The organism is Streptomyces sp. NPDC048257 (assembly GCF_043201855.1).
GTDB lineage: Bacteria > Actinomycetota > Actinomycetes > Streptomycetales > Streptomycetaceae > Streptomyces.
On sequence record NZ_JBICZI010000008.1, the window covers coordinates 73,385 to 86,513 of the forward strand.

The window sequence follows — 13,129 nt, forward strand, 5'->3', positions numbered from 1 at the left end:
GCCCCCGTCAGCTCAGGCGGGCGGCGATGTGGTCGCCCACCCGCAGGGCGTTGGCGATGGCGGTCAGTGACGGGTTCACCGCGCCGATGCTGGGGAAGAAGCTGGTGTCCACGACGTAGAGGTTGTCGAGGTCGTGGGCCTTGCAGTTGACGTCGAGGGCCGAACTGCGCGGGTCGTCGCCGAACCGCACGGTGCCGGCCTGGTGAGCGGTGGCGCCGATGGGCATGCCCTTGTGCAGGTAGATGCTGTGATCCAGCAGATGGTGCTCGTGCATGCCCAGGTGCCCGAGCATCCCCCGCAGCCTGTGCTGGAGGCGCTGCAACCCGGCGATGTTGTTCTTCTCGTCGAGAGCCAGGTGGATGGCGTCGTCCCGGTCGAGGGTGACTCGGCTCTCGGGCAGCGGAAGGTCCTCTCCGCACAGCCAGAAGTCGACGGCATGGTGCGCCAGCACCTCGAAGGGCATGTCGGGCATGACGGCCCCGGCCCAGCGCGGTGCCTCGCCATGGATCTGGTCGGCGTCCGACTTGCCGAGCATCTGGATCCCGCCGAGCGGAAACTCCCAGTCGTCCGCGCCCAGGTACCAGTCGTTCAGCGCCAGGGTCTTCTGGAACGTGGTCGGGTTCGGTTCCTTCGACACCGCCATCAGCGCCAGGTTGTTGTGGCGCATGTAGTGGCGTCCCACCACGTCCGAGCTGTTGGCCAGCCCGCCCGGGTGCCTGTCGTTGGCCGAACGCAGCAACAGGACGGCGGAGTTGACCGCCCCGGCCGCGACCACCACGATGTCGGCGCCGAACTCCTCGGTCGCGCCGTTCCCGAGCTCGGCCACCACCCTGGTGACGGTGCGTCCGGTCGGATCGGTCTCCAGACGCCGCACATCGGCTCCGGTCACCATCGTGACGTTGTCGTAGGCCAGTGCCGGGTCGACGCAGATCACCTGTGCGTCGGACTTCGCGCCCACCAGGCAGGGGAAGCCGTCGACCCGGTCGCAGCGGATGCAGACGCTCCCGTGGGTGGCCCGGCCGTTCTCGTCCTGGGTGAGGTTCACGCCGATCGGCAGGTGGAACGGGTGCAGGCCGGCCTTCTCCAGATCGTCGCTGAGCTGCTGGATGCGCGCCTCGTGCTCGACCGGCGGGTAGGCGTACTGCGCGCTGGCCGGCCCTGCGGTGGGGTCCTCCCCGTGCCGCCCGTGCACCAGGTAGAGGTGTTCGGCCTGGGTGTAGTACGGCTCCAGGTCCTCGTAGCGGATCGGCCACGCCGGAGAGACGCCGTCGTGGTGGCGCAGTTCGCCGAAGTCCTCGGGCCGGAGCCGGAAGAGCGCGGCGCCGTAGAACTTGGTGTTGCCCCCGACGTAGTAGTTGACCTCCGGGGGGAACTGCTTGCCGTGTTTGTCGTACCAGAACTCGGGGGCGCGGTACTTGCCCTTGACGAAGACGGCGGTGGAGTCCCAGTTGTCCCGCTCCCGGGGCAGGTAGCCGCCGCGTTCCAGGATCAGGACCCGCTTGCCGGTGGGGGCCAGCCGGTGGGCGAGCGTACCGCCGCCCGCTCCCGTACCGATGATGATGACGTCGTAGTGCTGATCGTCGGCCATGAGAGGGTCCCGTTCTAGGCGTCGTCGGCTGTCCTGGCCGAAGCGCCCGTCCGGGGGCTCCGGGCTGGGCCGTCCCGTACGGACACTCGTGCAATCGGGATGTTCGGTACATTTCCCAAGCTATCGGGTGGGTCGGGCGGCGGCGACCCGACGGCGTCCCGCCGCGGTGCGCGGCCCGCGTTCACAGGACGGCGATCGGGTTGACCGGTGAGCCGGTGGCGTCCGGCAGCCTGAGCGGGGCGATCACGCAGAGGAACGACCAGCGCCCCTCCGCCTCGCAGACCGGTGCCAGGTCCTCGAACTGCAGGTAGTCCAGCAGGTGGAGGCCCATGGCGTGGATCGCCAGCACGTGAACGGGGAAGTCGACGCCCTCGGTGGAACTCGGGGCGGTGTCGTTGTTCCCGTCTCCGCCGAGCACGGCGACCCGCCGGTCCGCGAGGAACTCCAGCGCGGACGGGTGGAGCCCGGCGCGATCGAGTGCCGCGTGCCACGGCCCGAGTTCGGTGCGGCGCCGGCGATGGCCGACGCGGACGAAGAGGAGGTCGCCTTCGCCCACGCGCAGGTGCTCGGCGGTCTCGGCCGCGGTGAGGTCGGCGGCGGTCACGTGATCGCCCGGTTCGAGCCAGGGCACGCCGCGCAGCCGCGGGATGTCCAACAGCACGCCGCGGCCGACGATCCCGTCGTGAGCCGCCTCGACGGAGAGCGCCGTGGCTCCGTCGGTCGTGACGCTGCTCGCGGCCAAGCCGCCGTGGAGGGTGCCGTCGTAGATCACGTGGCAGAGGGCGTCGAGGTGGCTGTCGGCGTCGCCGTGCACGTTCATCGCGAAGCTGTCCCGCGCGAAGTGGAGGCCGCCGGAGCCGTCTTCCCGCAGCTGCCCGCTCATCCGGTGCTTCGCGGGCTCCGGATTGTCCGGGCCCGGCAGGGTTTCCACCGGAGCGGCGAGCGTGACCGTCCGTCCGGTCCGCACCTCGCGGGTCGCGGCCAGCACCCTGGCGGGAGTGAGCGCGGTCAGAGCGCCCCGGCCACCCGCGGCCCAGGCGGCGCCCGCACGCAGGTGCCGGTACAGCACGCCGAACTCGTCCTCGGTCAGCCGTGGCGGTCGTGCCGGACGGGCATGCGCGCCCACGGGTCAGCGCCCGTTCTCCGCGTCGAGCGCTTCGTCGAGGGTGGAGGCCGCCATGATGAGCGAGAGGTGGGTGAACGCCTGGGGGAAGTTGCCCAGTTGCTCACCGCTCGGCCCGATCTCCTCGGCGAAGAGCCCGACGTGGTTGGCGTAGGTCTGCATCTTCTCGAAGGTGTAGCGGGCCTGGGGCAGTCGCCCCGCCCGGGCCAGCGCGTCGACGTAGAGGAAGGTGCACAGACTGAAGGTGCCCTCCGAGCCGCGCAGCCCGTCCGGCGAAGCCGCCGGGTCGTAGCGGTAGACGAGGCTGTCGGAGACGAGCTTGCGGTCCATCGCGTCCAGGGTGGCGAGCCAGGCCGGGTCCCGGGGGGAGAGGAACTGGACCCTCGGCATGAGCAGCAGCGAAGCGTCCAGGACGTCGCTGCCGTAGTGCTGGACGAACGCGCCCTCCTGCTCGCTCCAGCCGCGCTCCATGACCTGTTCCAGGATGGCGTCGCGCGCGCCGCGCCACTTCTCCACGTCGGCGGGCCTGCGGAAGTGCTCGGCCAGGCTCAGCCCGTGGTCGAAGGCGGCCCAGGACATCACCCGGCTGTAGGTGAAGTCCTGGCGGCCGCCGCGGGTCTCCCAGATGCCCTCGTCCGGCCGGTCCCAGGCCTCGGCGAACCAGTCCAGCATCCTGGCCAGCGACTTCCATCCCCGGTAGGTGGCCTGCTGCGCGATCTCGCGGCCCTGGGACAACGCGTAGAGGGCCTCACCGTAGATGTCCAGCTGGAGCTGGTCGGCGGCGCCGTTGCCGATGCGGACGGGGTAGGAGCCGCGGTAGCCCTCGAAGTGTTCGAGCGTCTCCTCGGGCAGGTCGGGGTTGCCGTCGACCCGGTACATCGTCTGGAGCGGCTCCTCCTCCTTGCCCTCGCGTTCCTGCAGCCTGTCGACCAGCCAGTGGAGGAAGGCGGTGGCCTCCTCGACGAAGCCGAGGTCCAGCATGGCGCGCACGGACAGTGCGCTGTCGCGCACCCACGTGAACCGGTAGTCCCAGTTGCGTTCTCCGCCGACCTGCTCGGGCAGGCCCATGGTGGCCGCCGCGACGAGGGCGCCGGTGGGGGCGTAGGTGAGGAGCTTGAGGGTGATGACCGAACGGTGCACCAGCTCGGGCCAGCGGCCCCGGTAGCGGGACCGGCGCAACCAGGCCTGCCAGAATTCGCCGGTGTCGGCGAGCTGCGCGGTGAGTCCGTCGACCGTGAGGGGTGCGGGTGCCTCACCGCCGGGCGCGCAGACGGTGAACACGGCGCCGCCCGACTCGCCGGCGCTCAGCGTCACCCTGCCGCGCACGTCCTGGCCTTCGCGCTCCAGCGGGAAGGAGGTCTGCAGGTGCGCGTCCATCCCCGGGGACCGGAACAGGCCGGTGTTCGCGCCGAGCTCCAGCCGGTGCTCGGCCCGTCCGTAGTCGAAGCGCGGCCGGCACTCGAACGTGAAGTCGACGGTCCCCCGTACGGCGCGCACGACGCGCATCAGGGTGTGACGGTCGGTGGCGGTGCGGGTCCGGTCCGGAGGCATGAAGTCGACCACCTCGCCCACCCCGTCCGGTGACATGAACCGGGTCACCAGAACGGCGGTGTCGGGGTAGTAGAGCTGCTTGCAGGTCGTGTCGGGGTGCTCGGGGCCCAGCCGCATGTACCCACCGCCGTCATGGTCGAGCAGGGCGGCGAAGACGCTGGGCGAGTCGAACCGGGGAGCGGCGAACCAGTCCACGACACCCTGCGACGAGACGAGCGCGGCAGTCTGCAAGTCGCCCACCAGGCCGTGCTCGGCGATGGGAGGGTAGCGGTCCATGGCTGCTCCGAAGTCGCGAAAGACCCCCGCTTCCCTTCCACTATCGGCCCCTCGGGTGGCCCCGGCGCGCCGAAGCGGTCGACGGCCGCAGCCCGCTGCCGCCCGTGGCCCCGGCAGGCGAACCTGCCCGGCGATTTCACCGGCCGGAACGTGTTGCGCTTGACCGGGCCGATGCGGGGCCGCACGCTCCCGACGGGAGGGCCGGCGTCGCAGGCCACCACTGCACCGGCGTCCGGGGACACCGGCAGGCGGACCGAGGAGGCCACGCGTGCAGCACAGCCGCACCGGACGGCAACTGACCCTCTGCCACGGCCGGCACCGCGCCGTCGTCGTCGAGCTGGGCGCGGCCCTTCGGTCCTACACGATCGGCGAACGCACCGTGATCGACGGATTCGCCGAACAGGACCCGATCACCGGCGGCCGCGGCCAGCTCCTGGTGCCGTGGCCCAACCGGATCCGCGACGGCCGGTACCCCTGGGCCGGGCAGGACCTGCAGCTGCCGCTCACCGAGCCGGCCGACGGCAACGCCATCCACGGGCTGCTCCGGTGGGTCGCGTGGCGGGTCGTGGAGACCAGCGAGAGCCGCGCCGTCCTGGAGGTTCCGCTGTGGCCGCAACCGGGCTACCCGTTCCACCTCCACGTCCGCGCCGAGTACGCCCTCGGCGAGAGCGGACTCGACGTCACCGTCACCGCGCGCAATCTCGACGCGAGCGCCGCACCCTACGGCTTCGGCCAGCATCCCTACGTCACGGCGGGCACCGCGGTCGTCGACGAGGCGGTGCTGACCGTCCCCGCACGGACCTGGCTGCGCACCGACGAGCGCGGTCTGCCGGTGGCCGCCGAGCCGGTCGCCGGGACCGAGTACGACCTGCGCACGCCACGGGCGATCGGCGCCCTCCGGCTGGACACCCCCTTCGGTGACCTCGAACGGGACGCGGACGGCCGGGCCGTGGTGCGCCTGGCCCACCCGTCGGGTGCGTCCGGTACGGACGTGTGGCTCGGCGAGGGCGCCGGCTACGTACAGCTCTACACCGGCGACACGCTCTCGCCGGGGGAGCGCCGGCGCGCACTCGCCATCGAGCCGATGACCTGCCCCCCGGACGCCTTCCGCAGCGGCACCGGGCTCGTCCGCCTCGGCCCCGGCGAGCAGCACACCGTCCGCTGGGGGATCACGCCCTGGGGAGAGTGACGGCGCCGTCACGCCTCGGGGCGCCGCGCAGCCCTGACCTGCGGACCGTCACCCGTGGCCCCGCCCCTCGGCTCAGGGAGCGCGAGAGGGCGGGGACCGGGGCCGGGCGTGGGCTCAGAAGTCCTCCGTCTCGTCCGTGAGGAAGCGCAGTACGTCCGTCAGGTCCTGGCGGCGGGCGAACACCACGCGCTGGCGATGGGCCCCCGAGCCGTCGCGCAGGAGGCGCGCCAGGGTCTTCGCCGCGTGGTCGAGGTCGCCGGCCGCGGCCAGTTCCGGGGCGACCAGGTCCAGCAGGGCCTCCGCCAGGTCCGCCGCGGGGAGTTCCGCCCCCGAGTACGGGTCGAGGCCGAAGCCCTCCAGGCCGTCGTGGGCCGCCCGCCAGCGCGCGAGGCGCAGTACGTCGTCCCGTACGGCCGGTTCGGGGCGCCGCTCCGCGATCTCGCGCAGCGCCGTGGCGACCAGCGCACGGGCCAGTTCGGCCTGGAGGACGGCCGAGTCGATGTCCGGGGACATGTCGGGCGCCCGGAGCTCGAGCGTGGGCCAGTGTCCGGAGGGGCGCAGGTCCCAATAGACCATCTTGGTGTCGAGGGCCGCCCCGGAGCCGAGCAGGGTCTGCACCGAGCGCCGGAAGTGGGCCGTGGACGTGAAGTGCGGGGGCAGGCCCGCCGAGGGCCAGCCGGACCAGGCCATCGCCCGCCAGCTGGCGTGGCCGGTGTCACGGCCGCCCCAGAACGGCGAGTTGGCGGCCAGCGCGATCAGCGTGGGCAGCCAGGGTCTGATCCGGTTGGACACGGCCACCGCCGTGTCCACGTCGAGCGTGCCGATGTGCACGTGGCGGCCGCAGCTGACCAGTGTGTCGGTGAGCGCGCCGAAGCGGCGGTGCTGCTCGCGCTGGCGCGGCTCGTCGTCGGTCAGGTGCAGCGGCCCCTCCACGGCGACGACCGGCGAGGGGGCGGCCAGCAGCCGGCAGCCGTGGGCGCGGGCGGCCCGGCCGACGGTGCGCCGCAGCGCGGCGAGCTCGGCGCGCAGCGAGGCCGCCGAGTGGGCTACCGGGGTGGAGATCTCCACCTGGTAGCGGGTGCCCTCCGGGTGCACCTCGCCGGGCAGCCCGCCGGCCGTCGCCAGGACCAGCTGGGCGGCGGGGACCACCCGGAAGCTGCGGGCGTCGACGAGCAGGAATTCCTCCTCGACGCCGACGGTGAGGGGGACGGTGGTGCGCACCGTGTTCTGCGTCGTGCCGGTGCTCGTGGTGCTGTTGCCAGGTTCGATCACTACGCCTCCCTGGACATACGAGTCTTTTCATCATGAGCCGAACACGAGGTGAGGGGCGCACGCCGATTCAGTCAAATGTCCGGTGATAGTGGCGAGTTACCGGCAATAAGCCGGTGGGGCCGAAAGCCCGGAGCCGGGTGGGGCGACTGTTGCCGGTGTGTGAAGCCGCGGGAATTTCCGGGGGCCTCGGACGGCCGGTGGTTATCATCCGCTGTGACCCGTACGACCGCGCCACCCCGCCCCCGGCGGCGAATATTCGCCGACCTCACCCCGCTGCGCACTTCCCTGGACTACCGGCGGCTGTGGTTCGGCGGAACCATCTCCTGGGTCGGCCAGTCGATGACCGCCCTGGCGATCTCGCTGCAGGTCTACGACATCACCGGGTCGAGCTTCTCGGTCGGACTCGTCGGGCTCTTCTCGCTCGTCCCGCTCGTCGTGTTCGGCCTCTACGGCGGCGCGATCGCCGACACCGTGGACCGGCGCAAGCTCGGCCTCTACAGCTCGCTGGGCGCCGCCGCGCTGTCGGTCGCGCTCGCCGCGGCCGCGCTGCTCGGCTACCACCGCGTCTGGTTCCTGTACGCCGTCGTCGCGCTTCAGGCGGTGTGCGGGGCGCTCACCGGACCGGCGCGCTCCGCCATGGTCCCGAGGCTGCTGCCGACCGAGCTGCTGCCCGCCGCCAACGCCCTGAACTCCGTCACCATGACCTTCGGCACGATGGTCGGCCCCGCCCTGGGCGGACTGATCGTCAGCCTCGGGGGGTACCAGTCGGCGTACCTGGTCGACGCCGTGACCTTCACCGCCGGTCTCTACGCGATGTGGCGGCTGCCGTCGATGAAGCCCGAGCGGGCCGAGGGCACGCGGGGCCGGGCCTCCGTCGTCGACGGGCTGCGCTTCCTCGGCACCCGGCCGAACATCAGGATGACCTTCTTCTCCGACATGGCCGCCATGGTGCTGGCCCAGCCCCGGGCGCTGTTCCCGGCCGTCGCCGGGCTCTGGTTCGGCGGCGGGGCCGGGACGGTCGGCCTGCTGGTGGCCGCGACCGCTGCCGGGGCGCTGCTGGGCGGGCTGTTCTCCGGATGGCAGGGCCGGATCCGCCGGCACGGGCTGGCCATCCTCTTCGCCGTCGCCGGCTGGGGGCTGGCCATCGCGGTGTTCGGGTTCACCCGGAACCTGTGGCTCGGCATGTTCTTCCTGGCCCTGGCCGGGTACGCGGACACCGCCTCGATGGTGTTCCGTACGACCATGCTCCAGGCCGCCACCCCCGACGACATGCGCGGCCGCCTCCAGGGAGTCTTCATCGTGGTCGTCGCGGGCGGGCCCCGGCTCGGGGACTTCCTCGCCGGGACCGCCGCCGACCTGACCTCCCCGACCACGGCCGTCACCGGCGGGGGACTGGCCTGTGTGCTGGTGCTGGGTCTGCTCGCGCTGCGGTGGCGGGACTTCGCCCGCTACGACGCGCGGTCCCCGCAGGCCTGACGCCCCGGATGCTCAGGCGTCCACCGGCTCCCGGGTGCGGTCGCCGCCCTCGGAGCCGGTGTTGGGGGTGCCGGCCGGCTCGAACAGCAGGATCTGCGCCTCCTCCTCCGCCACCGGGCAGTGCTCGACCCCGCGCGGGACGACGTGGATCTCGCCGGGGCCGAGGACCACGTCCCCGTCGCGCAGGCGGATCGTCAGGGTGCCGCCGACCACCAGGAAGAGCTCGTCCGTGTCCTCGTGGGTGTGCCACACGAATTCGCCCTGGAGCCGGGCGAGTTTGACCTCGTAGTCGTTGACGCGGGCGATGCGCCGCGGGGCCCACTGCTCGGTGAAACCGGCCAGCTTCTCGGCGATGTTGACCTTGCGTGTCGTCATGCGGACAGCCTGACGGCCCGCCCGCGGGCGGTCTTGTACGTTTCTGACATGGCCGCGATACGTCCGCGCAGCACCGTCCACGCCTGGCAGCCGTCGGTGCCCGGCATCGCCGAGGTCTTCCACGCCCGCTTCACCGAGCACGCGTACCCCGCCCATGTGCACGACACCTGGGCGCTGATGATCCTCGACGGCGGACGGGTGGACTTCGCCCTCGACAAGGAACGGCACGGCGTCGGGGTGTCGGATTCGGTGATCCTGCTGCCGCCCGGGGTGGTCCACGACGGGCGGACCGTGACCGAGCTGGGCTTCCGCAAGCGGGTGCTCTACCTGGACACCTCGGTGCTGCCGGAGCGGCTGGCCGGAGCCGCCGTCGACACCCCGCTGCTGGCCGATCCCGCACTCCGCGAGCGGGTGCACGGGCTGCACCTGGCGCTCGCCGGGCGGGAGTCCTTGGAGGCCCAGTCGCGGCTGGCCTTCGTCGGGGAGCGGCTGCACCGGTGGCTGGCGGGGCGCGGGGCCGCAGGGTCGGGGGCCGCGCCGGGTGCGCAGGTCGCCGTACGGCTGCGCGAGCTGCTCGACGCGCGGGTGGCCGAGGGGATCACCCTGGAGGAGGCCGCGGCCGAGCTCGGGTACCCGCACCCCACGCACCTGATCCGGAGCTTCAAGGCGGCCTACGGGATGCCGCCGCACGCGTACCTGACCGCGCGGCGGGTGGCGGTGGCGCGGCGGTTGCTGCTGGCGGGGGTGCGGCCGGCCGAGGCGGCGGTGGCGGCGGGGTTCTACGACCAGGCGCACCTGACGCGGCACTTCGGGCGGCACGTCGGGATCAGCCCGGCGCGGTACGCCCGGTCCGGACGGTCGTGAAGGGAAGTCGGCCGGTTCGCGGGTGCGGCCGTCTTTCGGGTCAGGCCTGCTGGGGGCCGACGATGCCGCGGGCGACCCCCAGGGCGACCAGGTCCTGGGGCCGGATGCGGAGTTGGTCCGCCGTGGCGGGGGCGGCCGACGTGGGGCGCTTGAGGATGGCCGCCGCCAGCTCCGGGGCGATCACCGAGAAGTAGCTGTCCGGGGTGACCCAGGTGTTTCCCGGCTCGGCCAGCGCGAGGGCGCCGCCCGAGCCGCCCTCGCCGATCAGCAGGGTGGTGACGGGGACGGTGGCCGCGGCCAGCGCCGCGAAGGCGTCCGCGATGGCCGCGCCCGCGCCCGCGTGTTCGGCGGCGGCGTCGTTGGCCGCGCCGGGGGTGTCCACCAGGGTGAGCACGGGGATGCCGAGCCGGTCCGCGAGGCGGACGACGCGGGTGGCCGTACGGTAGCCCGCCGGGCGGGTGGCGGTGCCGCACTGGGCGGCGTAGGCGACGGCGCGGCCCTCGCGCAGCCCGAATCCGCACAGCATGCCGGGGTCGGTGCCGCCCGACCGGTCCCCCGAGAGGGGCAGGCGGAGCTCGAAGTACGCGTCCAGGTACGCGGCGGCGTGCGGCCGGTCGGGGTGACGGGCCTGGACGACGGCGTCCCAGCCGGTCCGCGGCGGCTCTCCACCGGCTACGCGGCCCAGCGCGGCCGGCGGTTCGACCGGCCCGGCCGGGCGGGGCGCGGCCAGTACGCGGAGCCAGTCGGCGAGGGCGCCCGGCAGATCGGCGGCGGGCACCACGGCGTCCACGTGACCGGCGGCGTACTGGCCCTCGGCGGAGTAGGCCGCCGGGTCCGCGTCCGCCGGTCGCACCCGGGACCCGGCGAAGCCGACCTGGGCTCCGGGGAGCGCGAGGACGACATCGGCTCCGGCCCCGAGGGTGGCCCAGCCGCCGCCCGTGGTCGGATCGCGCAGCACGGCGAGCTGGGGGAGCCCCGCGGCCCGGGTCAGGACGCACTGGCGGGCCACGCGCTGGAGCTGGGTGAGCGCGAGCATGCCCTCCTGCATCCGGGAGCCGCCGGTGGCGATGAGCGAGACGAGGGGGAGGCGGTGCTCGCGGGCGTGGGCGTACGCGGCTTCGAGCCGGTCCCCGGTGCGCTGGCCCAGCGAGCCGCCGAGGAAGCCGAACTCGAAGGAGATGAGGGCGGCTTCGCGGCCGCCGATCCGGGCGGTGCCGATGACCACGGACTCCTGCTCGCCGGTGCGCTCGGCGGCGCGGGCGCGGGAGTCCGCGTACCCGGCCCACTCCAGAGGGCCGTCGGCGGCGGATTCCCGCAGGGGGGCGGGGAGTTCGGTGAAGCTGCCGGGGTCGGTCACGGAGGCGATGGCCGCGCGGGCCGAGAGGCGGGTCGTCGTCACGGGGTCACCCTAGGCGGTGTCCTGTCGATCGGGCCGGGCGGTGCCGGGCGGCAGGGGGAGGGACCGGGGGAGGAGGGCCGCGGTGAAGAAGAGGGCGCCGAGCGGCAGCAGGTCGAGGCTGACGGCGGTGGTGGCCGTGCCCAGCAGCACCATCACGGGACGCCAGGGGCTGACGCGGCGCTGGACGGCGAGGTGGACCAGGAGCCAGAGGAGGCCGACGTAGAAGAGCACCGGGCCGACGGTGTAGACGGCGGGGAGCACCCCGGGGTGGCTCTGGATCTCCTCGAAGAGCCGTGCCATCTCCGGGCGGTCGGCAGCGCGGAAGCCGACGGCGAGGTCGATGGCGGCCTGGGTGCTGACCGCCAGGGCGCCGGCCAGGCCGAGCAGGGTGGCGACGCCGGCGCCGATGCGGCCCGCCCCGCGGGCGGGCCCGGTCAGCCGGTGCAGGGCCGGGAGGATCAGGGCGAACTGCAGCACCCCGGCCAGCAGGGCGATGTGGCCTGCGGTCCAGGCGGGGCCCGGGCCGTGGTCGGGGTCGCTGAGCCGGATGGTGCCGTAGGCCAGCATGCACAGGGGGGCGGCGACGAAGGCGGCCCGGGTGAGGGTCGCACGGCCGTGGCTCATCGGCTGAGTGGTCATGCACTGATCATTTCGGCCGGTGGGCCGACCCGTATCCGGCATCACCCCGAGGCCACCCCGAGTCGCCCCTGACCGGTCCCCGGGCCGTCACCCGAGGGCCGGCAGGGGAAAGGCGATCTTGAGGGCGTAGGCGGCGACCAGGCCGTAGCCGAGGCGGAAGGTCCAGACGCGGGCGCCGTCCGGGATGCGGGCGCCGGCGAGGGCGCCGAGCGCCACGAGGGACTGCTGCCAGAGGAGGGAGGCGGCGCCGACGCCGAGGAGGAAGGCGGCTCCGGCCGGGCCGGTGCGCAGGGTGGCGCCCTGGGCGGTGGTGAGGGCGGCGAAGTAGAGGGCGGTGGTGGGGTTCAGGGCGGTGAGGCCCACGTACCGGCCGAAGGCCCTGGCCGGCCGGGCCGGGGACGGGGCGGACACCGGGGCCGCGCGCGGGGCCGAGGGTGAGGCTGAGGGTGGGGCCGACGGCGGGACGGATGCCGGGGCCGAGGGCCGGGCCGGGGGCGGGACGGACGCCGGGGCCGCGCGCGGGGCCGAGGGTGGTGCGGATGCCGGGCCCGGGGCCGGGGCCGACGGCAGGGCGGGGGAGGCCCTGGAGAGGCCGTGGGCCGCGATGGCCAGCAGGATCACCGCCGAGGCCAGCCGGACCCAGGCCTCGACCGGGGAGACCCGGTCGGCCACCCAGGGCCCCACGGCCGTGGCCAGGGCCGCGTAGCCGAGGTCGACCGTCGCGATCCCCGCGGCCGCGGCCACGGCGGTCCGGCGCTCGCGCATCGCCTCCTGGAGCAGCAGCACGCTCATCGCACCCATCGGCATCGCCACGCCCAGGCCCGCGGCCGCGCCCGCCCACGCCGGTGTCATCAGTTCGCTCATGGGGCGAGGGTCGGCCCCGGACCACGGGCGAGGAGCGCGTATAACGGCTCCGGCTGCGAGAATCGCGGCATGGACCGCCTCGACAGGGAAATCCTCGGCATCCTGCAGCAGGATGCGCGGATCTCGTACCGCGACCTGGGGGTCCGCGTCGGCCTCAGCGCCAACGCCACCGCCGACCGGGTACGACGGATGCGCCGCGAAGGCGTGATCCGCGGGTTCACCACGCTCGTGGACCCGGCCGCCGACACCGGCGGCGGCCTCGTCGTCTTCATCGACGTCACCCTGCGCCAGGACACCACCAACGAGGAGTTCGAGCGGCAGGTCGCCAAGCTCTCCGGGATCACCGAGGTCGTCCACGTGACGGGCGAGCACGACTACCTCGTACGCGCCCGGGCCGCCGACCCCGCCGCCCTCGACGGGCTGCTCCGCCGGATGAAACGGGAGGCGGGGGTGGCCCAGTCCAACACCCGCATCGCACTGCGCGCGGCCACCCGCCCGGGCCAGTAGGTACGC

The 13,129-nt window shown here is 73.7% G+C and carries 12 protein-coding genes; 4 read left to right on the top strand and 8 right to left on the bottom strand.

Annotation, left to right across the window (positions count from 1 at the left end):
* Window positions 1-7 precede the first annotated feature (7 nt).
* From ACGFZK_RS18400 to ACGFZK_RS18410, 3 genes are all read right to left on the bottom strand, one after another.
* Window positions 8-1,588, bottom strand: coding sequence for a GMC oxidoreductase (locus ACGFZK_RS18400; protein ID WP_393849906.1), 1,581 nt, complete (start codon window positions 1,586-1,588; stop codon window positions 8-10).
* 181 nt (window positions 1,589-1,769) lie between these two features.
* Complete coding sequence (locus tag ACGFZK_RS18405) at window positions 1,770-2,714, bottom strand: cyclase family protein (RefSeq protein WP_393849907.1); 945 nt, start codon at window positions 2,712-2,714, stop codon at window positions 1,770-1,772.
* A gap of 3 nt (window positions 2,715-2,717) precedes the next feature.
* Complete coding sequence (locus ACGFZK_RS18410) at window positions 2,718-4,538, bottom strand: glycoside hydrolase family 15 protein (protein ID WP_393849908.1); 1,821 nt, start codon at window positions 4,536-4,538, stop codon at window positions 2,718-2,720.
* 268 nt (window positions 4,539-4,806) lie between these two features.
* Here ACGFZK_RS18410 and ACGFZK_RS18415 point away from each other — a divergent pair, with 268 nt between their 5' ends.
* Window positions 4,807-5,727 carry an aldose 1-epimerase family protein gene (locus tag ACGFZK_RS18415; protein WP_393849909.1) on the top strand — a complete coding sequence of 307 codons (921 nt, stop codon included), beginning with the start codon at window positions 4,807-4,809 and terminating at the stop codon, window positions 5,725-5,727.
* A gap of 114 nt (window positions 5,728-5,841) precedes the next feature.
* Here ACGFZK_RS18415 and ACGFZK_RS18420 read toward each other — a convergent pair whose 3' ends face one another.
* On the bottom strand, window positions 5,842-6,999 hold the full coding sequence (locus tag ACGFZK_RS18420) for a glutamate--cysteine ligase (protein ID WP_393849910.1): 1,158 nt from the start codon (window positions 6,997-6,999) through the stop codon (window positions 5,842-5,844).
* A 213-nt stretch (window positions 7,000-7,212) separates the two neighbouring features.
* On the opposite strand from ACGFZK_RS18420, the gene ACGFZK_RS18425 reads away from it, so the two are divergent.
* The gene (locus tag ACGFZK_RS18425; RefSeq protein WP_393849911.1) at window positions 7,213-8,475 is read left to right on the top strand and encodes an MFS transporter; all 1,263 of its coding nucleotides are present in this window, start codon (window positions 7,213-7,215) and stop codon (window positions 8,473-8,475) included.
* A 12-nt stretch (window positions 8,476-8,487) separates the two neighbouring features.
* Here ACGFZK_RS18425 and ACGFZK_RS18430 read toward each other — a convergent pair whose 3' ends face one another.
* The gene (locus tag ACGFZK_RS18430; protein WP_393849912.1) at window positions 8,488-8,850 is read right to left on the bottom strand and encodes a cupin domain-containing protein; all 363 of its coding nucleotides are present in this window, start codon (window positions 8,848-8,850) and stop codon (window positions 8,488-8,490) included.
* Window positions 8,851-8,898: 48 nt separating this feature from the next.
* Between ACGFZK_RS18430 and ACGFZK_RS18435 the strand changes: the two genes are divergently transcribed.
* Complete coding sequence (locus tag ACGFZK_RS18435; RefSeq protein ID WP_393849913.1) at window positions 8,899-9,714, top strand: AraC family transcriptional regulator; 816 nt, start codon at window positions 8,899-8,901, stop codon at window positions 9,712-9,714.
* Window positions 9,715-9,754: 40 nt separating this feature from the next.
* On the opposite strand, the gene ACGFZK_RS18440 is transcribed toward ACGFZK_RS18435, so the two are convergent.
* The 3 genes from ACGFZK_RS18440 to ACGFZK_RS18450 all read right to left on the bottom strand — a co-directional run bounded on the left by ACGFZK_RS18440 (window position 9,755) and on the right by ACGFZK_RS18450 (window position 12,616).
* The gene (locus ACGFZK_RS18440; protein WP_393849914.1) at window positions 9,755-11,113 is read right to left on the bottom strand and encodes a carboxyl transferase domain-containing protein; all 1,359 of its coding nucleotides are present in this window, start codon (window positions 11,111-11,113) and stop codon (window positions 9,755-9,757) included.
* Between the two features lie 9 nt (window positions 11,114-11,122).
* Window positions 11,123-11,752 (bottom strand): hypothetical protein, encoded by a 630-nt coding sequence (locus tag ACGFZK_RS18445; protein WP_393849915.1) that lies wholly within the window; start codon window positions 11,750-11,752, stop codon window positions 11,123-11,125.
* A gap of 87 nt (window positions 11,753-11,839) precedes the next feature.
* Window positions 11,840-12,616 carry a LysE family transporter gene (locus ACGFZK_RS18450; RefSeq protein WP_393849916.1) on the bottom strand — a complete coding sequence of 259 codons (777 nt, stop codon included), beginning with the start codon at window positions 12,614-12,616 and terminating at the stop codon, window positions 11,840-11,842.
* A gap of 69 nt (window positions 12,617-12,685) precedes the next feature.
* On the opposite strand from ACGFZK_RS18450, the gene ACGFZK_RS18455 reads away from it, so the two are divergent.
* Complete coding sequence (locus ACGFZK_RS18455; protein WP_393849917.1) at window positions 12,686-13,123, top strand: Lrp/AsnC family transcriptional regulator; 438 nt, start codon at window positions 12,686-12,688, stop codon at window positions 13,121-13,123.
* Window positions 13,124-13,129: the final 6 nt, after the last annotated feature.